Consider the following 20,049-nt stretch of genomic DNA (forward strand, 5'->3'; position numbering starts at 1 on the left):
GTGGTGCTGGCCTGGGCCTGGGCGTGGGCCTTGCTGGTACCCACCGGCGTCATATTGAGCATGAGAATCACTCGTACAGCCAGCGCAGTATAGAAAGGCCGAAGGGACTGGGTCCGGCGCAATACGGTACGCAGTCCCTTCGGCTCCACCCCTTTGGGGAGCAGGTCGGGCGGTGCGCTAGGGTTGCTTCCTTTCGGGGAGGAACATTGCCTTCTCCAGCGGTGTCACGGTGAGTGATCTGAGCTGAGCGGCCCCGCCTTCGGCGAAGAGGGCCATCTTGTCGGCGCCGGCGTTGGGGAACACCTGGTCGGTGATGGTCCGCAGGCCGTCCTGGGCGAACACCTCGACCGATGAGCGGTCGAGATAGATCCGCATAGTGATGTTTCCGTTCTTGTCCAGGGTGGCGGGGGCGTTCTCGATGGAAGCGAACGCCGGGTGGAAAGCGGTGTTGCCGGAGTTGGTGCGGTCAACGAAGAGCTTCCCGGTCGTGGCGTCGTAGCCGATGACGGTGGATGATGTTCCATCGCCCAGCACAGTGATGCCGGATTTCGTGGCGGTGCCCGGGGCGAGCGTGATATCGACTCGTTGGACCTGACCGGAGGCGGCCGCGGGCAGCGGCGTTGTTCCCTGCGGGATCGGGATGCCGCCCTTGGCAACGTAGCTTGGCTTTTGGGCCAGCTTGTCGACCTGCTTGACTGCACTTTGGGTGAGCCTGGGCCCGTCCGGGGTCTGAGTCAGTTTCACTTCGCGCGGCAGTGCCATGGCGCTGCGCCACGGGTTGGTGGGGATGTTGTTGGCATAGTCCCAGTTGTTCATCCAGCCGAGCATGATCCGCTTGTCTTCGGGCATGTTGGCGAAGGACACGGCGGCGTAGTAGTCACGGCCGTAGTCCAGCCAGTCATAGGACTGCAGTCGGGTCGTCGCTGCTGAAGGGCTCGCGGTGAACTCGTCAGCGAGGATATGTCCCCAGCCGAATCGGTTGTTGTCGACGATTTTGATTTGCGCCTGTTGGCCAATGAATTCTTTGACATTCCATGATGCCCAGTCGAGCGTTTCACTGTCGTTTCCGGTGGCCGTGCGGACTACCTGTCCGTTGACTACCAGGTTCACGGTTTCTTCATCGGACCTGGGGACAGCGGCGGTGTCGGTGAGCATGACGTGGTCCAGGGTGAGGTGTCCCCACCCGCCGGTTGCCTGGTCGACGACCCGCAGCTGTGCATTCTGTCCCGCGAATTCGGAGACGTCCCAGCCCTTCCAGTTCAGGATTCCGGCATTGTCTCCGGCCAGGGAGCGGACCACGCTGCCGTTGATGAGCAACTGGACGGCCAGGATCTGTCCGGAGTCCGCGGGGCGGTTGCCGCCACCGACCAGCATGCTCATGAAATTCTTGGTGATGGGGAATTCCGGTGACGTCAGGGTGCCCTGCCGGTCATCGCCCGGTGCGGTGCCGGTGTCGAAAGTGTTGACCCGTTTGGCCCCGATGTAGAAGTCCCCGCCACTGGCGGAGGGCTGGAAATTCGGGGTGAGGTCGCCGGTTCCGGTCCAGTCGGCGTCGGCTAGTGTTGTCCCCTCCGGAACCTCGAAGCCGTTGAACTTGAGCTCCCCCTCGGGTGGGGTGTTGTCCAGCTTGCCGGAGACTCGCGGATGCTTGCCGCCGCCCACGAGGAAGTTCAAATAGTCATCGGACACCGTAAACGTTGGTGACTGCATGGACCCAAGCGGCCAGTCGCCGTCGTTGAAGGAATTGATCAGGCCGGTGGCGCCGAATCCGGTCACCGGGCTCTGTCCGGAAAGGGCGCCAGATGCGGGGGCGTCACCGAAAGGGCCGTTCTTCCAGTTGCCGGGCTCGTTGTTCACCGTCCAGCCGTTGTAGTCGCCGTCGTTGAACCCGGCCAGGACCGTGCCGGGAGGAAGCGCGGCGGCCGGTTTGGTGGTGTCGGACGTGAAGGTGGTGCCATCGAAATTTCCGACGAAGTACTGGCCCGCGGATCCGCCGGCCACGCCGCCGGGATTGATGTTGACCACCATGACCCATTTGATGTTTCCTTTGTCGCCGTCCACGGCGAGCGGGAACAGGTCCGGGCACTCCCACTGTCCGCCTGTGGCATTGGCGGGCCCGAATTCGCTCAGCGCTGTCCAGTCCTTGAGGTTGGCGGACTTGTAGAGGACCACCTTGTGCTCCTGCGCCTCCACCGCCGTCATCACCCAGTAGCCTCCGCCGCCCGGTGCGCCGTACCAGAAGACCTTGGGATCGCGGAAGTTCGCCGAGTTCCGGCTCAGCACGGGATTGCCGGAGTACTTGGTCCAGGTCTGGCCGTCGTCCACGCTGTACGCCAGTGACTGCGCCTGCAGGCCTCGGTGCGGAGAGGCGTCCTTGTACGCGCTGGTGTAGATCGCGATCAGCGGGGGGTTCTTTTTCGTGCCGAAACCGGAGGTGTTGTCCTTGTCCACCACGACGCTGCCGGAGAAGACATCTTCCTGGTCATCGGTGGAGATGGCCAGCGGCTGCTCCTTCCAATGGGTCAGGTCTGTGGAGGTGGCATGGCCCCAGGACATGTTCCCCCAGGTGCTGCCGGAGGGGTTGTGCTGGTAGTACAGGTGGTAGACGCCCTTGTGGAAGACCATTCCGTTGGGGTCATTCATCCAGTTTTTTTCGGGCGTGTAGTGGAAGGCCGGCCGGTAGGGTTCGTCCCCGAGGCCTGTGGCAGCCGACGCCGGCAGGGCACCTGCCAGTGCCGCGGCCAGCGTAAGTCCTGCGAGCGTCAGTGCAGACACGGCATGCGTGCTGCTGGTGGTTCTCTTCATCTGCTTGGTTCGCCCTTCATTGCGCGCGTTGTCAATAGACAACGTTGTCAGTGCGAAGGACACTAAGTTATGTCCATCAGACAAGTCAACGGTTCCTATCGGCGCAGGCGAAGCGACATGGGCGGGCAGCACAAAGTTCCCCACCAACGGACTGTCTGGAAGGGTCTTTTCCGGTACGGGGTTCCGTTCACCCCCTTCAAGGGAGCCCAGGCGGGTCCCGTCAACGGGGCCTTGGCGCGCCTTGGCTGAAGGCTATTCCACTGGCAGGAGCCAGGTCAGCGCCGACCCGTGGCCCTCGATGTGGCGGGCCAGTTCCTCATTGAATTTGGCGCCGTAGTCGGCGTCGATGTGTTTCTGGAATGCCGCTTCGTCGCTGTAGACCTCGAAGACAAAGTACTCCCGGGGATTCTCTTCCCGTGTATAGGGAAGGAACAGTTCGTTGCCGGGTTCCTGGCGGACGTGCCGGGTCAGTTCGAGCATCATCTCCGCGACGCGGGCTTCGCTGCCGGGCTTGACGGTGAACTCGGCGTACAGGGTTTTGGTCATCATGATCCCTTTCAGGTCAATATGTTCGGTGGACTGTTCAGGAAGTTCCCCGGCGTCAGGCCGGAGGGCGGAGTTCCCCGGAGCCCCTTTGCACAAGCTCAGACGGGACAACATAGGTGTGCGGAGACTGCTGGTCGCCGTCAATCCTGGCCAGCAGCCGCTCCGCTGCCAGCTTCCCGATCCGCTCGGGGTGCTGGGCAATGACTGTCACGCCGGGATCCATCATGTCGGCAAGCGTGAAGTCATCGAACCCTATCAACGCCACGCGTTTGCTTAACCCGAGCTCTCTCAGCGCGCGCATGACGCCGAAAGTGATGAGGTTCTGACTGGAGAAGATCGCAGTTGGCGGTTCGCCGGCAGTGAGAAGCTCCAACGCGGCCAACCTCGCCGATTCCTCGTCGTGAAGGTTTTCACGGACAGGAACCGTTGAGGTGGGAATGCCCTGCCGGCCGATCTCTTCCATGAACCCCCGACGGCGTTCCCGCGCGGTCTGGATGTCGGTGCGGTCCCCCAAATAGGCGAGCCTGGTGTGGCCCCGGCCCATCAGGTGAGCGGCCGCACTCGCGGCGCCTACGGCGTTGTCGGTCACCACGGCGTCTGCTTCCATCCCTACCGGCTCACGGTCGATGAAGACCAAGGGCAGGTCACGGGAATGCTCCGGGATTACATACGCTTGGCTTCGGGCGATCGGCGTGAGGATGAGCCCGTCCACGCGCCGGCCAAGAAATGCCGTAACGATGGCCTGCTCCCGCCGGGGGTCATCATCGAGGCTCGCCGCAAAAACCGCTATCCCCCGGGCCCCCAGCACATCTTCTATTGCCCGGTTGATCTCGCCGCTGAATGGGTTGGAGACACTCGGCAGCAGGAGCCCGACGGAGAGCGTTCGCCTGCCCGCGCGGCGCAGGCTGCCGGCGGCCATGTCCAGCTGGTAGTTGAGTTGTCGTGAAGCGCTGAGCACCTTTTCCCGGGTGGCGTCCGACACGCCAGGTTCGTCGTTAATCACCCGTGACACGGTCTTAATTCCGACGCCGGCAAGGGCAGCCACGTGGCGCATTGTCGGACGACTGGCGGAAAGGGCCGGCTGGCTACGATCGGACATCGTTGTCAAATAAATCGCTCCTTCTAAGTTGCATCTATTGACTCTCCGGTGTGATGCTGCTTACATCGTACATGACATCGTTGTCGAGGCCAGTGAGGCCTCAAACACCAGGAGATTCAATGTTGAGTTCCAAAGCACCCCGTTCAACGGCCACCCGCCTGTTCGCTGCGGGAGCAGTGCTGACCCTGGGAGCGCTCAGTCTTTCAGCCTGCGGCGGAAGTTCCACGTCCACCACACCAGCCGGAAGCTCGTCCGCCGAAAAGGTCGGCGTCTCGCTGATCGTTAAGACCACGACCAACCCGTTCTTCGTCTCCATGCAGGACGGGGCAAAGAAGGCGGCCGAGGCCGGCGGCGTGGACCTTAAGCTCGCAGCCGGCAAGGCTGACGGCGACGAGGACACCCAGATCCAGGCCATCGAGAACGCCATCTCCAAGGGCGACAAGGGCATCCTGATCACCCCCAACGGTCCGTCCGTAGTGGACGCCCTGAAGAAGGCCAAGGACGCCGGGCTCTTCGTCATCGCCCTGGACACGCCCCCGGACCCGGCCGACGCCGCCGACATCACGTTCGCCACCGACAACTTCGCCGCCGGCGAGCTGATCGGCAAATGGACCGCAGCCCAGCTGGATGGGAAAAAAGCGACCATTGCCCTCGTCGATCTCTTTGACGACAAGGTCGTCTCGGTGGACTACAACCGGGACCAGGGATTCCTCACCGGCCTCGGCATCGACACCGCTGACGCCAAGAAGAACGGCGACGAAGCCAAGACCGGCACGTACACCGGCGGCAAGGGCGGCGACTACGAAATCGTCGGCAGCCAGGCCTCCCAGGGCGCCGAGGACGGCGGACGCACCGCCATGGAAACCCTCCTCGCCAAGAACCCGAACATCAACGTCGTCTACACCATCAACGAACCTGCAGCAGCGGGTGCTTTCGAGGCACTGAAGGCCGCCGGCAAGGAAAAGGACGTGCTGGTGGTTTCGGTGGACGGCGGCTGCACGGGCGTGAACAACGTCAAGGCCGGCGTCATCGGTGCCACGGCCCAGCAGTACCCGGTCAAGATGGCCGAACTGGGAGTGAAAGCCATCGTTGACCTCGCCAAGACCGGCCAGAAGCCGGCCAACTCCGCGGGGCTGGACTTCTACAACACCGGCGTCGAGCTCGTCACGGACAAGCCGGCCGACGGCGTCAAGAGCATCACCACCACCGAGGCCTCCGACATCTGCTGGGGAAAGTAAGCACCCAGCTTCACTGCGGGGCGGGGAGGACGGAGCCTGCTATCGGCCTCCCCGCACTGCATCTACCGAGCTAGCTCCGCCCTAGCACCCATCACGGAAGATCAGGACCAATCGTGACCCAGCAACAGACCGCCGGCCCGCCCAGCGCCGGGCATGCCGACCTGGCGGAGGAATTCCTTGACCGCCAGACACCGCTCAGCCGGATCCGCAATATCCTCCACCGCTACCCGGCGGTCAGCCCCGCCCTCGTACTGCTCATCGCGGTGGTGGTGTTCGGCCTCCTCAATGAGAGGTTCCTGCGGGTTGAAAACCTCTCCCTGATTACCCAGCAGGTCTCCGTCGTCGGCACCCTGGCCATAGCCCAGACCCTCATCATTCTCACCGCAGGCATCGACCTTTCCGTCGGGGCCGTCATGATCCTTTCGTCCATGGTCATGGCCCAACTCGCTGTCAATAACGGAGTGCCTGCGCCAATCGCGCTGCTCGCGGGCCTAATCGTCGGACTCGCAGCCGGAGCACTCAACGGATTCCTGGTCACCCGGTTCCGGCTCCCGCCGTTCATCGTCACCCTGGGCACACTGAACATCTTCATCGCCCTGACGCTGCTCTACTCCAACGGAGCGACAGTGCGCGGCTCGGCCATGCCGCCCCTTCTGACCTGGACCGGAACCACCTTCCCGGTGGGCCCGGTCAGGATCTCCACCGGCGTCGTCGTGATGCTCTTGCTCTACATAGCCATCGCGTTCATCCTAGGCAAAACCGCATGGGGCCGGCACGTCTACGCCGTAGGCGATGACAAGGAAGCTGCCCGCCTGGCCGGCATCGCCGTGAACAAGGTCCTCATGAGCGTCTACCTCGCCGCCGGTGCCGTCCTGGCCGTCGGCGCCTGGATCCAGATCGGCCGGACCAACGCAGCCAGCCCCAACGCCGGCGTAGACCTGAACCTGGACTCCATCACCGCCGTCGTCATCGGCGGAACCAGCCTCTTCGGCGGCCGCGGCTCCGTCTGGGGAACCCTTCTCGGCGCCCTGATCGTTGGCGTCTTCCGCAACGGCCTCTCCCTCGCCGGGCTGGACGTGTTGTACCAGACCCTGGCAGTGGGCGTCCTGATCATCCTCGCTGTCTCCATCGACCAGTGGATCCGAAAGGTCAAGTCATGACCACGACAGAATTTTCAGCCCCCCACGTCGCCACCCGCGAGCCCATCCTGCAGGCCCGGAACCTCGTCAAGACCTTCGGCCGCGTCGTGGGCCTGGACGGCGTCAGTCTGGACCTGTATCCGGGCGAAGTCCTGGCGATCATCGGCGACAACGGCGCCGGGAAATCCACGCTGATCAAGTGCCTTACCGGCGCCGAGATACCGGATACCGGCGAGCTGATGGTGTCCGGGCAGCCGGTCCACTTCAAACGCCCTCAGGACGCCCGTGCCCACGGCATCGAAACGGTGTACCAGAACCTCGCCGTCTCCCCTGCGCTGGATGTTGCGTCGAACCTTTTCCTCGGACGGGAAGAACGGCGTGCCGGGCTCCTCGGCAGCGTGTTCCGGATGCTTGACACCAAAGGCATGCGCACGAAGGCCAAGGATGAGCTGACCCGGCTGGGAATCTCCACCCTCCAGGACGTCACCGTGCCGGTGGAGAACCTGTCCGGCGGCCAGCGCCAGGCTGTCGCCGTGGCCCGCGCCGCGGCATTCGGCTCCAAGGTGGTTGTGCTGGACGAGCCGACGGCGGCGCTCGGCGTCCGGGAATCGAACCAGGTCCTGCAGCTGGTTCGGGACCTCCGGGACCGCGGTCTGCCCGTCATCCTGATCAGCCACAACATGCCGCACGTGTTTGACGTGGCGGACAGGATCCACATCCAGCGCCTCGGCAAATGCGCTGCCACCATCACGCCGCAATCCCACACCATGACCGATGCGGTGGCCATCATGACCGGTGCTGCCACCGCCTGACCCGCACCACCCGATGCACCCAACAACTCCGTCCGCGGGCCCGCACCGGGCCCGCGGACGGCTCCACGAAAGGCTCCTCCGTGCCCGCGAGCTCCCCATCGCTTACCGCCATTCCTGCAGTCACTCCGGACGTCGTTGTTATTGGCGAGGCACTCGTGGACGTCGTCACCGCCGCCGAAGGCATCATCGAGCACCCGGGCGGCTCACCGATGAACGTTGCCTACGGCCTGGGACGCCTGGGCGTGCCCACTGCCTTGCTCACCTCTCTCGGGAATGACGCCCGGGGCGCGGCGATCGAAGCCCACCTCCGCAGTGCCGGCGTCGAGCTCCTCCCTGGCTCAAAGTCAGCGGTCCGTACGGCGTCAGCCACTGCCACACTCGCCGCCGACGGCTCCGCCTCCTACCGCTTCGACATCAGCTGGGAGCTGGCGCCGGTCGCTCCCCCTTACCTGCCCAGGGTGCTTCACACCGGATCCATCGCCACGTTCCTCGCGCCCGGCGCGTCCGCCGTCAAGAGGCTCCTGGAGCAGGCACACCGGGAGTGCCTGGTGACCTATGATCCCAACGTCCGGCCGGCGCTTCTGGGCAGCCAGGCCGAGGCACGCTCCATCTTTGAAGACCTGGTTCCGCTGACCGACGTCGTTAAGCTCAGCGACGAGGATGCCGGCTGGCTCTACCCTGGGCTCCAGCTCGAGGACGCCGCAGCCCGAATCCTGGCCCTGGGCGCCGGTTTGGCCGTGGTGACCCGCGGCGGGGAGGGATCACTGCTGACCACCCTTGCCGAAACAGTGCACGTCCCAGCCATCACATCCGTGGTGGCGGACACTATCGGCGCCGGCGATTCCTACATGGCGGCCCTGATTTTCGGCCTGCTGGCCCGCAGCACCGAAGGGCTGGGGCGTGACGTCCTGGAAAGCCTCGGCCGCACGGCGTCGAAGGCGGCGGCCATTACGGTCCGCAGGCCGGGCGCGACACCGCCCACGGCCGCGGAACTGGCAACCGAGCTGCCGGCGGCAGGGACTCCGGCCTTCATCCAGTGACATCTGGCCCACTGCCGGCGCCGGGGACCGGCCGCGGCCAGCCGGTCAGTGCGTGGAGGCCAGCCGCCTGTAGCTCAAGGACTTGAGCGTCAGCGTGCCCCCGGCCGTGACGGCTTTGAGGCCTGGAGTGCCCGGCGCGGGGAAAACGAGCGACGTCATGGTCTTTTCGCCGCCGTTGACGAAAACCTCAACCGAGCTATGGTCCACGAAAATCGTTAGCTCCACTTTCCCGTCACGCGCCGGGCTGACTGCGCGCCGTGTTGCCCGGTAGTCCGGACCGAGGTCGGCGTTGCCGGCGGCGGCAGAGCCAGCCGCCCGGGAGATGAATGCCGATCCGCCGGCAAAGTCATATCCGACCGTCGCGAATGTTCGCCCGCCGCTTCCGAGCTCGATCCTCGCAACGGAACCGTCGTCGCCGGCCGTCCGCTCAAGCGTCATATCGAGCCGGTACGCCCCGCCCTCCGGAGCGGGCAGCTGTCCTGCGCCGTCCCGTGTCATGCGGCGTTCCCCGATTGTTGCCGCCGGGCCCTCGATGGACTGCATGGCGGCCGTTGGGTTCGATACCAGGGTCGGCTTCCCCTCGACCGTTTCGAGCCTGATGTCGCGCACCATGGAGTCGGCGCCGCCGTGCCAGTCCTCGGTGGGCAGTTGCCGGGCGTAGGCCCAGTTGTTCAACCACCCGATGGCGTGCCGGGAGGACATCCGCTGGCTTTCGGTGAGCCTGGGATCATCCCATGTCACGGCGGCGTAGAAGTCGGACCCGGCGTCGAGCCACTGATGCGGAGCGCCGGACGGGGTGAATCGTGTTCCGTCCCAATCACCGGTCCAGTAGGCGACGCCCGTGGTGAATCCCTCCTGGCTCCCGTTGGCGCTTGCGGCCAGGACCCAGGTCCGTTTGGATGGATCGCCGTCGAGGTCCAGCTGGAAGAGTTCCGGGCATTCGAGGGTGCCCAGACCGGTGCGTTCGATGCCCGATGCGTAGTGCCAGTCCAACAGGTCCGTTGACGTATACATACCGATTTTGTCGCCTTCGGCGAGGGCCATCACCCATTGATCGTGGGCTTCATCGCGGATGATTTTAGGATCCCGCCAGTCCGGTTCGCCGGGGTTTTCCATGACCGGGTTCTGCGCATACGCGGTGAACGTGTATCCGCCGTCGGTGGAATAGAACATGGATTGCCGCTGGATGCCCTGGTCCTGTTGGGTCATGATCGCGATGACGGCGCCCTTGCCGAAGCCGGCCGCGTTGTCCTGGTCCACCACGGCGCTACCCGTCTCGATGTCGCCCAGCCCGTTTTTGTACTTCGCGATCGCCACCCCCTCGTCCTTCCAATGGACCAGGTCTGTGCTCGTCAGGTGGTACCACTCGGTACCGTTCTCCTTCGGGTACCCGGCGTTGTAGAGGTAGTAGTAGTGCCACAGCCCGTCCAGCAGGATGGGACGCTGCGGATCGTTCATCCAGTTCTTTCCGGGCGTGACGTGATAGCTCGGCCGGAACTCTGATGCTCCCTCGGGCCGATCGAATGCTGAAGGCGCGGGCGCCGGGATCTTCCGTGGCACGCCCATATCGGCGAGCATGGACTCCACCGCTTCGGATGTCATGCACTCCGGACGAACAATCTCACCCTCCCCTGCGCGGACCACCTTGTCCTCCAGACTGGACATGACCTCGACGTCGCCTCCGATCCGGGCGGCTGCCACCCACCCGTCGGGGCATTCGATGCTCCGCAGGTCAGTTACGCCCTCGGTCCGGAGCGGATGGGCCAGCTTCTCAAGAGTGCGGTCGGTACCGCTGAGCCAGTACGAGCCGTAACGCGCGTGGGATTCCCTGGCTTCGGCCTGCGCGTCGGCAATGCCCCGGAGTGCCTGCTCGGCCCTGCCCTGGGCAGCCGGACGGGGTTCCGCCGACGGGATCAGCGTCACTGCGACCAGTACAGCAGCGGCCGCTGCTGCCAAGGCAATCCAGATCGTCCGAAGGTTTTTCATGATTCAACATTCCTGGTTCTTGTGGAAGCCATCCCGCCCCAACTGTGGCCTGCACGTGCGAAGGGACGGAAGCGCCCGGAATCCCGGACGCTTCCGCCTCATGACCGCCTACTGCGCTACTTGTAGTGGCCGGCACCGCCGACTCTGAGGTTCGTGGGCAGGTAGCCGAACGGGCCGAGGCCGTTCTGCCCGAAGCTGCGGTCAACCGCGGATACACCGTTGCGGAAGTTGATCTTCACAGTGGGCGAGAGGGACCCGCCGCGGACGCCGTTGACGTTGTCGATGAAGGACTGCACCAGGCCGCCCGGCTGCACGTAGTGCGAGTAGGCCTGGAACTGGCGGCCGTTCTGGCGGGGATCGGGACCCTCGGGCGCGTTGGCCGGCATGTTCAGGTCCGTGGGGGATGCCAGGGCCAGGCCGCTGTTGTTCATGGGCTGGTAGTCGGAACGGACACCGTCACCGACGAAGCCGTAGACGCCGTCAGGGCCGCGCATTCCGTCAGCGTAGGTGAACTGGTGGCTGATGGTGAACAGGTAGTACTTGTTCTTGCCGTCCTCGTTCTGGATGAAGATCTGCGGGCGCTCGGTCTGGTCGTTGACGCAGTTTGCGGAGAGGATGGGCGGCAGGAAGGACCACTTGGTGAGGTCCTTGTTGTCCGCGACGGCGAGGCCGACGTTGGCGGTCTGGAACCAGGAACCGGTGCTGTTGACCTGCTCGAGGGTCTCGGCGTTCGGATCGCCGGGCTGGTAGCCCAGGTCCTCGTTCTTGCACTTGTAGTCGCCGCGGGTACCGCCGGTGTTGCCTTCGAAGACCATGAAGGTCTTGCCGGGCCGCGCCGGGTCCTCGAACGTGTACGGGTCGCGGAAGGCGAAGCCCGGGTTCTGGGCCTTGTTCTGGTACATGACGCCGTCCGGCTCCAGGAGCTTGGTGTGCTCGAAGCCGTCGAAGGTCACCCCGTTCTTGTCCGCGTGGATGTTGCCCAGGGCCTTGGCGATGGCCGCGTCCGGGGCGAGCCCGCCGCCGCCGGCGTTGCGCGCAGCCACATCGTAGAAGGTGGTGGCGGTGTAGAAGACATTGACGTGGTTGCCCTGCATCAGGCGGGTGGAACCGGACCATTCGGTGTTGCCGATGGAGGTGTTGTCCAGGAATAGGTGGCCGCCGTAGTTCCACTTGTCCTTGGCCGGATCGGCGTCGGTCTTCCGGAAGAAGTAGCCGATCCGGGCGTTCCAGTGCCGCTGGTCGAAGCCGTAGCCTGCCTTGCGGTCAGCAACGAGTGAGAAGATGACGTCCCAGCCCTTGTAGCTGATCTGGTTCGCCTTCTCGTCGGTCAGGGACCACGTGTCCCAAACCCACACGTCGTCGTTCATGGCCGGGAAGTCCTCGGGGATCTCCGGCATAGTGACGCTCGGGCTCATGGAGTTCTGGCCCGGTGCCCCGGTTGTGCTGCTTTGGGCCATGATCTGCTTGGCGTCCGCACGCGTCCATTTGGAGGTGAAGTCCGCGGCTGGATCGTAGGCCTGCTGGGTGTGCTTCGTGGGCAGGGGGAAGCCGGGCGTCGGGGCCGGCATCTGCGCACTGTTCGGCGGATCCGAGGGCTCGTTTGCCTGTGCCGGCGGAACGGAAAGGAAGACGGAGGCCGCCACGGCCGCCGCCAGTGCCGCGGCGACAGAACGCCGCCGCAGCTTCCGGGGTGAATTGTGTTGCTCGTGCATTGTTGCTCTTCTCGCGGAGTTGAGACCATTCGTGGAAGACGGGCATGTGCCCAGTCCCCGAGACTCCGGTAGCCCCGATGCCACCGCAGGCGTCATCGAGGACGCCATCGTGTCGGGGGGACGGGACCTGGGTAGGGTCCCGAGTGGCAGCGGGGGAATGTTGCGGCCCGGCGCCGGGAACCACGTTAGGCACGCCGCGCCGGGTTACCAAACCCTGCGTCGGGCGCCCGGGGGCCGGGTACCCAAGTCTTGTGTAAGCGCTTGCATTAACGTCGGCGCGCGCGTGCCACGGCAGTTCGAGCCAGTCAAATGTTGCGGAAAGTACCGCAAAAAGGCTGGGAATTGGCCCCGTATTTGCCCAATGTTTGCTGGGCGACGGGCTGCGGCGGAAAGTCTGGCACCTGCCTTACTGCTGCGCCATGAGCCGGGCTATCTCGGCGTCGTTGTCGCGGATCAGCTCGCCCGACACCTCGACCGTGACCGTGTGGATCGTGCCCGTGAACGTGAACGGCGGCTGATAGCCCTCGGTCGCCGGAGCGCCAAAGTCGTAGCCACAGCTCAGGCCCTCGAGTTCGAAGAGGAGAGGCGTGGTGTACGGGAAGTCTGCGTACCCGACGAGCTTGCCGTCGATGTAGAGCTGTGCGTGTCCTGGCGCTCCTTTGCCCACCTTGAAGTCAGGCTGACCGGTGGGCTCGAACTCGTAGCGGACGGCATGCCGTCCCGGAAGCAGCGTTTCGGACGAGGAAACCTCGAACTGTTCGCGTCCGACATAGTTGTACACGTACCGCGGTCGTCCGTCTTCCAAGAAGAACGTGTAGCCGCCGGCATCTCCACCCTGCGCGATGAGAACACCACTTGCCCCGTCAGCCGGAATCTCGATGTCGGCCTCGATGGAGTGGGGCCGGTTGTAGATGGGTGGCGCCGCGAAGGCAGGGACCAACGATGTGTGCGGGCGATAGACGAACCGGGTGCGGGGCCTCGATGTCTGCGGACGCTCCGTCGCCAGACGTGCCTGAAGCGAGCCGTCCAGGGGCAGTACTTTGTACTTCCCGGCTTCCTCCCACCAAAGGGCAATCAGCTCGCGCAGCCGGTCGGCGTGCCCGGCGGCGACGTTGGAGGACTCCGTGGGATCCTCGTTGATGTCGTAGAGCTCCCATCCGGTCGCGTCGAGCTGCTCGAGGACCTCAAGCGTAATCGGCGCACCCATCCGGCGGCCCATGGCTGCGGCCTCCGTGTAATTCGGCCCCGGCCAGGGACACACCGCCCGCCACCCGTCGTGGTAGATCGCCCGGTGACCGAACATCTCGAAGTACTGCGTCGTGTGGCCGGTCGGCGCGTCCGCCGCGTCGAAGGAACCAGCGAAGCTGACCCCTTCGATCGGCGACTGGGCAACTCCACGGACGGCGGCCGGCGGCTCAACTCCAAGGGCGTCGAGAACGGTCGGCACCAGGTCGATCGCGTGGGCGTACTGGCTGCGGACTTCGCCGCGGGCCGCGATCCTCGCCGGCCAGGCGACGACGAACGGGTCGGTTGCCCCGCCGCGGTACGTCTCACGCTTCCAGCGGCGGAACGGCGTGTTGCCCGCCCAGGTCCAACCCCACGCGTAGTGGTTGTACGACCGCGTGCCGCCCAGCTCGTCGATCATGGCGAGGTTATCGTCAAAGTTCTCGGGGACCTGATTGAAGAACAGCATCTCGTTGAAGGAGCCCGTCACGCCGCCTTCGGCCGAGGCGCCGTTGTCTGAGATGACCATAACCAGCGTGTTCTCGAGCTCGCCGATCTGCTCGATTGTGTCCAGCACGCGCCCGAGGTGGTGGTCCGCGTGCGAGACGAAGCCGGCGTAGACCTCCATCATGCGGGCGTATAGCCGGCGCTCGTCGTCGCTCAGCGAGTTCCATTCCGGGACATCAGGGTCACGTGGCGAGAGTTCGGCGTCGGCCGGGAACAGGCCGATCGTCTTTTGCTGGGCGAACACCGTTTCGCGGTAGGAGTCCCAACCCTCGTCGAACCTGCCTCGGTAGCGGTCGGCCCAATCCTTCGGAACGTGGTGTGGGGCGTGTCCCGCCCCGGGTGCGTAATACAGAAAGAACGGCTTCTCCGGCGCATTGGCCTCACTGTCCAGGATCATCTTGATCGCCTGGTCCGCCAGGTCCTCGCTGAGGTGGTAACCGTCCTCGGGCAACCGGGGCTGGCGAACCGACGCGTTGTCCTGGGTGAGGTCGGGGAACCACTGGTTGGTCTCGCCGCCGAGGAACCCGTAGTAGCGCTCGAACCCTCGCCCAAGCGGCCGGCGGTGGAACGGCCCGGCCGGGGAGTTGTCCTCCGTCGGCGACAGATGCCACTTGCCCACACAGAACGTGTTGTAGCCGTGGTCAATCAGCATCTCGGGCAGCATCCCATTCTCGAACGGCATGCGGCCGTCGTAGCCCGGAAAGCCGGTTGCCAGCTCCATGATGCTGGCGACTCCGTTGGAATGATGGTTGCGGCCGGTGAGGATGCACGACCGGCTCGGCGAGCACAACGCCGTCGTGTGCATGTTCGCGTACCGCAGGCCGCTCGCGGCGACACGGTCGATGTTCGGCGTCTCAACCAGTCCACCGAAGCAGGAAAGCTGTCCATAGCCGACGTCGTCGAGCACGACGAGCAGCACGTTCGGCGCTCCTTCGCGGGCCCGTTGTGGAGCGGGCCAGGCCGGCTCCGACTCCTCGACCGTCCGCCCGGCCACGCCTGGGAACGGGTCACCGGGTGTGTACTCCGTGATTGACATGGGACTCCCCTGGGTTGTTGTTTTGCTGGCTTGCCATTCACTCTGCTCCGCCCCGTCGGCCCCTGCCTCACCCCAAAGGAATGAACCTGTAGGGCATTGACCCGTCGGCAACAGCCTGGCGCCGAGGAACACCTGTCGGGGGACTTCCGACCGCGTCTGGAACCATCACGCGATAGCAAGTAGCATCGGCTCAAACCATGGCGCCCGAGCGACATCCGGTCCCGATCTGACGGAGCAGCCGGCGCACGCGGAATGGGAAGGACAACGCCCGGCATGCCTGAAGCGCCGACGATGCTGCATATTCCGGCCGGTGAGTTCCTGATGGGATCGGACGCGTTTTATCCCGACGAGGGACCCCCTCACCGGGTCCGCGTGCAGGCCTTCGAGCTCGATGAGCGTCCCGTAACCAACGCGGAATTCGCCGCATTTGTTGCGGCCACGGGTTACCTCACAGTGGCCGAGGTGCCGCTGGACCCGGCGGAATTCCCCGACCTGTCGCCCCGGGACCTGGCTCCCGGCGGGCTGGTGTTCACGCCTTCGCCCGGGCCGGTGGACCTGGGCGACTGGAGACAGTGGTGGCGCTGGGTCCCGGGCGCGTGCTGGCAGCAGCCGCTAGGCCCCGGGTCCTCCATCGAAGGCCGGGAGGACCACCCTGCCGTGCAGGTGTCCTTCGCGGACGCCGGCGCTTATGCGGCCTGGGCGGGCAAACGACTGCCGGACGAAGCCGAGTGGGAATTTGCGGCCAGGGGCGGACTCTCCGACGCGTTCCCCTATGCGTGGGGAGACGAGGCGAGCCCGGACGGTGTGCTCATGGCCAACACGTGGCAGGGGCTTTTCCCGTACCTCCAGACGGGCGCGAAGGGGTGGAAGGGAACGTCCCCGGCGGGGACGTTCCCGCCGAACGGGTACGGGCTCTTCGACATGATCGGCAACGTATGGGAATGGACCAGAAGCTACTATTCGAACTGCCACGACCTGGCCGCAGGAGCAAGGGCCCAGGACCGGGCAGGCGGGTGCGCATGCACCCCGCACCGGGACGCGGCCGCCGAAAGCGCAGAGCCCGGGTCCGGCATTCCACGCCGCGTACTCAAGGGAGGCTCACACCTGTGCGCCCCGGAGTACTGCCTGCGCTACCGCCCGGCAGCGCGTTCGCCGCAGTCCGAGGACACGGCAACCTCGCATATCGGCTTCCGGTGCGCACGTTCGCTGGCCCCGCACCAGCAATCCGGGCCCTTCACTGGGTTGGCCCGGCAACCAGCTTTCTGATCTCGGCGAGCTTTGCTTCGGACTCTTCGAGGCTCAGGCGGAGCCCTTCGACCGTTGAGGCACTCGTGTCAGTCGCAGAGGCGCGCGGTGCGGAGTCCGTCTTCTTGGGAGACAGGAAGAAGTTGGCCAGGTAGCCGGTGAAGGTGCCGAAGATGCCGACACCGACGACGATGATGCCTGCCCCGATCATGCGGCCCGCATCAGTGACCGGATATTGGTCACCGTATCCGACGGTCGAGATCGTGACGATCGTGAACCAGAGGGCATCCGAGGCGGTCGTGATGTTGGCCCCTGGGGCGCCCTGCTCGACGGTGAGCATCGTGAGGCTTCCGAATTCCAGCACGAGAATGCCCATGATCAGCAGTGTGTACAGGGAGCTGCCGGCCCGATCTTTGATCAGAGCCCCGCCGACCGTGCGGATGCCGACATCGCGGAGCAGGCGGTACACCCGGACCAGCCGGAAGACGCGCAGGACCTTGAACTGCGCCAACGGCACGCTGGCCAACAGGTCGGCCCAGCCGAAGTGCCTAAAGAAATAGGCGCCCGCCGATGGCGCGGTGAAAATCCGGTAGAGGAAGTCGACGACGAAGATCGCGCTGAAGAGGGCGTTCATCACCGTCAGCACCGTATCGATCGATTTCTCCTGCGCGGCATACAGGAGCCCCAGATTGACGATCGACAAAATCGAAAGGATACCGATGAAGATCTCGTAACCGATGCTCTTCAGTTCACTGCGTTCCTTGGTCATGTGAGGATTCTGGCACGCAAAAAGGCGCGTGCCGACACCTTTTTTCGCCCGGCCCTGGCGGGATTTTGGTGACTACGCCCGCGCGGCGGCGTGGGCCTGTTGGACGCTTTTTGTGCCGGGCATCGCGATCACGGCGACGACCGTGAGGACGGCACCGATCATGACGGCCAGAAACACGGCGGCGGAGGCCGCCACGACCGTGTGGGGATCCGTGCCGCCGTGCGGCGTGCCGGCGTAGACGGCGTTCGCTATTGCCCCGAAGACGGCGACGCCGATGGCGCTGCCGATCGATCGGGCGAAAAGGTTGGTGCCGGTGACCACACCGCGCTCGTTCCATTCGACGCTCGACTGGGCGGCAATAAGGGTCGGGGTCGCCACAAGCCCCAGTCCCAGCCCAACGATGAAGCAGCTGGCCGCGGCCGTCGCTATGTTCGGCGAAAGGGCGGTGAATGCAAGGACTGCCGTGCCGATGACGGTGACCGAGACGCCGATCAGGGCGGTCCTGCGGAACCCGATTCGAAGGTACAAGCGCCCCGACTGCGACGCACTGATCGGCCAGCCGATCGTGAGTGCGGCCAGTGCGAGCCCGGCCAGGATCGGGGAGGTGGAGAGCGCACCCTCGAGGAACGTGGGCACGTAGGAAGTGAGGCCAAGCATGACGGCTCCGACGCCGAAGGAAACCATCGCCGTCGTCGCCAGCAGCCGGCGGGACGCAACCCACGGCGGCAGGACCGGTTCCGCGGCCCTCCGCTCGACGAAGATGAACGCGGCGAACAAAACCGCACCGGCGGCGAACACCGCGTAGCTGACGGCAGAGTCCCACGCCCACGCCTGGCCGCCCTCAAGGGCCCCGAGGATGAGCAAGGTGAGGGAGACCGTGAGCAGCCCCGCCCCCAGATAGTCGACCCGGTGCTTCACGCGCTCGATGTTCTCGTGGAACGACCGGACCAGCATCCACCCGGCCACCAAGCACAGCGGGATGTTCACGAGGAAGATGCCACGCCAGATGCCGAGTGAGGCAAACACTCCCCCGAGCGTTGGACCGACAACCGAGGAGACCGCCCACACGCTCGCAAGGTAGCCCTGCACTTTTGACCGCTCTGCCAGCGTGTAGATGTCGCCGGCGATGGTGATGGCCATCGGTTGGACTGCTCCGGCGCCCAGTCCCTGCACCACGCGGAATGCGATGAGCGCGGGCATGCTCCAGGCGACTCCACAGAGGATGGAGCCGAGCAGGAACAGGCCGATTCCGAGGAGCATGATGGGCTTGCGGCCGATGGTGTCGGAGAGCTTCGCGTAGACAGGGACCGACACCGCCTGCGCCAGCAGGTAGGCGGAGAACAGCCATGGGAACGAGGTAAAACCGCCGATGTCGTCCACGATCGAAGGCACCGCTGTGGCCACCACCGTGGCATCGATCGCCACCAGTCCCGTGGAGAGCATCAGGGCGATGAGGACCGGTCCGCGTTTGGACCGGAAGCCCACACCGTCAGCATGCGTTGTCGTCACGTAATCCCATTCCCGTCGGCGCCCAAAAGCGCGTTGCCGGCAAAACCGGCTCCTGTTCCGACTGCATAACCGCACCGTCCGCCGAATTAGTCCCGGACCTGCTGCCAACCGCGTTGAATTAACTCTTGATCACCGATACTTACCGATATATCGTTAACTATCGCCGATAGTTTCGGTGACCAGCGAAGGAATGACTCCCCGAGGAAGGACGATGCCGCTATGAAAGGCATACACGACGACAATTTCCCAGAAAGCGGCTCCGCCCCGGGGCGCTTCGGCCGCGGCAGAGGGCGCCGCGGACCCCACGGACACGGCGGTTTCGGGCCGGGCGGCGGCTTCGGCCCGGGCCGCGGGTTTGGGCCAGGGTTCGGCCCCGGGTTTGGTCCCGGGTTTGGTCCGGGCGGTTCACGCCGGGCGAACCGGGGCGATGTTCGATCCGCGGTCCTCTCCCTTCTGGCCGAATCGCCGTCCAACGGCTACGGCCTGATCAAGGCAATAGCTGAGAAGACGTCCGGCGCTTGGCGTCCCAGCCCAGGCTCCGTGTACCCGACGCTGCAGCAGCTCGTTGATGAGGAACTCATCGCGCCCGTGACTGACGGCCGGCGCACCGAGTTCGCCCTCACCGAGGCGGGCAGGGCCTACGTGGCCGATCACGCGGAGGAGCTCGGGAACGCCTGGAACACCGACCCTCAGGGATCCGGCCCGGCGTTTCATCAGAGTGTGGGAAAGCTCATGGGCGTGATCCACCAGTTCCGCTTCTCGGCCTCCGAGGAGCAGCGCAAGGCAGCGATGGAAAAAATCGATGAAACCCGGCGCGCGCTGTACCAGATCCTCGCCGACTAGCACCTGCGTGCCGACCCGGGACCATGGTGGCGCGGTTGACCCGATCTTATTCATGGGCGACCGCACGGATCAGCAGGCTTAAGCTAATTGGACAACGTCTCTTCCAGCTCCGGGAAGGTCATCATGGACTCTGAAACCGCCGATGTAGTCGATCATGATGTCACCACCATCACGTGCGTGTGCGGCAACACCGTCAGCAAGGACGGGTTGATCCAGGCCAACTCACAAGGCGTCCCCGTCCATCTCGGAGACGCAACCCCGGCCCCCGCCGGGCTGGCGGAATGGCCTGCGGATGAGGATCTTTACACCCTGTGTCCCTCCTGTGGCCGCGTGTACCGTGACTCGGTCATCGAAGAGACAGGGACCGCGCCCGTTGCTTTCCGGGTCGACGTCACCACCGGCCCGATTGCCGAGGCAATCCGCGTCCACTGGAACCTCAGCGCCCAGGAATAAACCTGTTGAGCGGACGACGCCGGGATCTCCCGCCGTCGCCTGGTGCCGCTCGCCCGGGTGATCGGCCCAAAGCGTGTCGTGCGAAC

15 protein-coding genes are annotated in these 20,049 nt (G+C 65.0%); 7 read left to right on the forward strand and 8 right to left on the reverse strand.

The genetic code is table 11. From position 1 onward, the window contains the following. Positions 1 to 177: 177 nt before the first annotated feature. The 3 genes from AC1DF4_RS09430 to AC1DF4_RS09440 all read right to left on the reverse strand — a co-directional run bounded on the left by AC1DF4_RS09430 (position 178) and on the right by AC1DF4_RS09440 (position 4,405). Complete coding sequence (locus AC1DF4_RS09430) at positions 178 to 2,805, reverse strand: GH32 C-terminal domain-containing protein (RefSeq protein ID WP_476912645.1); 2,628 nt, start codon at positions 2,803 to 2,805, stop codon at positions 178 to 180. 252 nt (positions 2,806 to 3,057) lie between these two features. Beyond that, entirely contained in the window at positions 3,058 to 3,354 is a 297-nt protein-coding gene (locus AC1DF4_RS09435; protein ID WP_476912646.1) for a putative quinol monooxygenase, read from the reverse strand. A gap of 52 nt (positions 3,355 to 3,406) precedes the next feature. Further along, complete coding sequence (locus AC1DF4_RS09440; RefSeq protein ID WP_476912647.1) at positions 3,407 to 4,405, reverse strand: LacI family DNA-binding transcriptional regulator; 999 nt, start codon at positions 4,403 to 4,405, stop codon at positions 3,407 to 3,409. A gap of 164 nt (positions 4,406 to 4,569) precedes the next feature. On the opposite strand from AC1DF4_RS09440, the gene AC1DF4_RS09445 reads away from it, so the two are divergent. From AC1DF4_RS09445 to AC1DF4_RS09460, 4 genes are all read left to right on the forward strand, one after another. Next, positions 4,570 to 5,688, forward strand: coding sequence for a substrate-binding domain-containing protein (locus tag AC1DF4_RS09445; RefSeq protein WP_476912648.1), 1,119 nt, complete (start codon positions 4,570 to 4,572; stop codon positions 5,686 to 5,688). 113 nt (positions 5,689 to 5,801) lie between these two features. Continuing rightward, the gene (locus tag AC1DF4_RS09450; RefSeq protein WP_476912649.1) at positions 5,802 to 6,848 is read left to right on the forward strand and encodes an ABC transporter permease; all 1,047 of its coding nucleotides are present in this window, start codon (positions 5,802 to 5,804) and stop codon (positions 6,846 to 6,848) included. After that, positions 6,845 to 7,639 carry an ATP-binding cassette domain-containing protein gene (locus AC1DF4_RS09455; protein WP_277525119.1) on the forward strand — a complete coding sequence of 265 codons (795 nt, stop codon included), beginning with the start codon at positions 6,845 to 6,847 and terminating at the stop codon, positions 7,637 to 7,639. Before AC1DF4_RS09450 ends, AC1DF4_RS09455 begins: the two co-directional genes overlap by 4 nt. A gap of 80 nt (positions 7,640 to 7,719) precedes the next feature. Continuing rightward, positions 7,720 to 8,679, forward strand: coding sequence for a carbohydrate kinase family protein (locus AC1DF4_RS09460; RefSeq protein ID WP_476912650.1), 960 nt, complete (start codon positions 7,720 to 7,722; stop codon positions 8,677 to 8,679). A gap of 45 nt (positions 8,680 to 8,724) precedes the next feature. On the opposite strand, the gene AC1DF4_RS09465 is transcribed toward AC1DF4_RS09460, so the two are convergent. The 3 genes from AC1DF4_RS09465 to AC1DF4_RS09475 form a co-directional block, all read right to left on the reverse strand. Continuing rightward, positions 8,725 to 10,665, reverse strand: a complete 1,941-nt coding sequence (locus AC1DF4_RS09465) for a glycoside hydrolase family 32 protein (protein ID WP_476912651.1) — start codon at positions 10,663 to 10,665, stop codon at positions 8,725 to 8,727. 116 nt (positions 10,666 to 10,781) lie between these two features. Then, the gene (locus tag AC1DF4_RS09470) at positions 10,782 to 12,377 is read right to left on the reverse strand and encodes a glycoside hydrolase family 68 protein (RefSeq protein ID WP_476912652.1); all 1,596 of its coding nucleotides are present in this window, start codon (positions 12,375 to 12,377) and stop codon (positions 10,782 to 10,784) included. A gap of 406 nt (positions 12,378 to 12,783) precedes the next feature. After that, positions 12,784 to 15,144 carry a sulfatase-like hydrolase/transferase gene (locus AC1DF4_RS09475; protein WP_476912653.1) on the reverse strand — a complete coding sequence of 787 codons (2,361 nt, stop codon included), beginning with the start codon at positions 15,142 to 15,144 and terminating at the stop codon, positions 12,784 to 12,786. A gap of 273 nt (positions 15,145 to 15,417) precedes the next feature. Here AC1DF4_RS09475 and AC1DF4_RS09480 point away from each other — a divergent pair, with 273 nt between their 5' ends. Further along, the gene (locus AC1DF4_RS09480; RefSeq protein WP_476912654.1) at positions 15,418 to 16,410 is read left to right on the forward strand and encodes a formylglycine-generating enzyme family protein; all 993 of its coding nucleotides are present in this window, start codon (positions 15,418 to 15,420) and stop codon (positions 16,408 to 16,410) included. On the opposite strand, the gene AC1DF4_RS09485 is transcribed toward AC1DF4_RS09480, so the two are convergent. Further along, positions 16,379 to 17,158, reverse strand: a complete 780-nt coding sequence (locus tag AC1DF4_RS09485; RefSeq protein ID WP_476912655.1) for an ion transporter — start codon at positions 17,156 to 17,158, stop codon at positions 16,379 to 16,381. The genes AC1DF4_RS09480 and AC1DF4_RS09485 overlap by 32 nt on opposite strands. 72 nt (positions 17,159 to 17,230) lie before the next feature. Next, a complete protein-coding gene (locus AC1DF4_RS09490; RefSeq protein ID WP_476912656.1) occupies positions 17,231 to 18,667 on the reverse strand; it encodes an MFS transporter in 1,437 nt (478 codons plus the stop codon). Between the two features lie 219 nt (positions 18,668 to 18,886). Here AC1DF4_RS09490 and AC1DF4_RS09495 point away from each other — a divergent pair, with 219 nt between their 5' ends. Then, positions 18,887 to 19,510, forward strand: a complete 624-nt coding sequence (locus tag AC1DF4_RS09495; protein WP_476912657.1) for a PadR family transcriptional regulator — start codon at positions 18,887 to 18,889, stop codon at positions 19,508 to 19,510. A gap of 123 nt (positions 19,511 to 19,633) precedes the next feature. Then, the gene (locus AC1DF4_RS09500; RefSeq protein WP_476912658.1) at positions 19,634 to 19,963 is read left to right on the forward strand and encodes a hypothetical protein; all 330 of its coding nucleotides are present in this window, start codon (positions 19,634 to 19,636) and stop codon (positions 19,961 to 19,963) included. The last annotated feature ends 86 nt before the right edge of the window (positions 19,964 to 20,049 follow it).

This window comes from Arthrobacter sp. 05N429, from assembly GCF_056397045.1.

What these genes read in the sequence shown, in the direction of transcription:
- AC1DF4_RS09430 (WP_476912645.1), bottom strand. Translation starts at nt 2,805, where the DNA reads ATGAAGAGAACCACCAGCAGCACGCATGCCGTGTCTGCACTGACGCTC.
- AC1DF4_RS09435 (WP_476912646.1), bottom strand. Translation starts at nt 3,354, where the DNA reads ATGATGACCAAAACCCTGTACGCCGAGTTCACCGTCAAGCCCGGCAGC.
- AC1DF4_RS09440 (WP_476912647.1), bottom strand. Translation starts at nt 4,405, where the DNA reads ATGCGCCACGTGGCTGCCCTTGCCGGCGTCGGAATTAAGACCGTGTCA.
- AC1DF4_RS09445 (WP_476912648.1), top strand. Translation starts at nt 4,570, where the DNA reads ATGTTGAGTTCCAAAGCACCCCGTTCAACGGCCACCCGCCTGTTCGCT.
- AC1DF4_RS09455 (WP_277525119.1), top strand. Translation starts at nt 6,845, where the DNA reads ATGACCACGACAGAATTTTCAGCCCCCCACGTCGCCACCCGCGAGCCC.
- AC1DF4_RS09465 (WP_476912651.1), bottom strand. Translation starts at nt 10,665, where the DNA reads ATGAAAAACCTTCGGACGATCTGGATTGCCTTGGCAGCAGCGGCCGCT.
- AC1DF4_RS09470 (WP_476912652.1), bottom strand. Translation starts at nt 12,377, where the DNA reads ATGCACGAGCAACACAATTCACCCCGGAAGCTGCGGCGGCGTTCTGTC.
- AC1DF4_RS09475 (WP_476912653.1), bottom strand. Translation starts at nt 15,144, where the DNA reads ATGTCAATCACGGAGTACACACCCGGTGACCCGTTCCCAGGCGTGGCC.
- AC1DF4_RS09480 (WP_476912654.1), top strand. Translation starts at nt 15,418, where the DNA reads ATGCCTGAAGCGCCGACGATGCTGCATATTCCGGCCGGTGAGTTCCTG.
- AC1DF4_RS09485 (WP_476912655.1), bottom strand. Translation starts at nt 17,158, where the DNA reads ATGACCAAGGAACGCAGTGAACTGAAGAGCATCGGTTACGAGATCTTC.
- AC1DF4_RS09495 (WP_476912657.1), top strand. Translation starts at nt 18,887, where the DNA reads ATGAAAGGCATACACGACGACAATTTCCCAGAAAGCGGCTCCGCCCCG.
- AC1DF4_RS09500 (WP_476912658.1), top strand. Translation starts at nt 19,634, where the DNA reads ATGGACTCTGAAACCGCCGATGTAGTCGATCATGATGTCACCACCATC.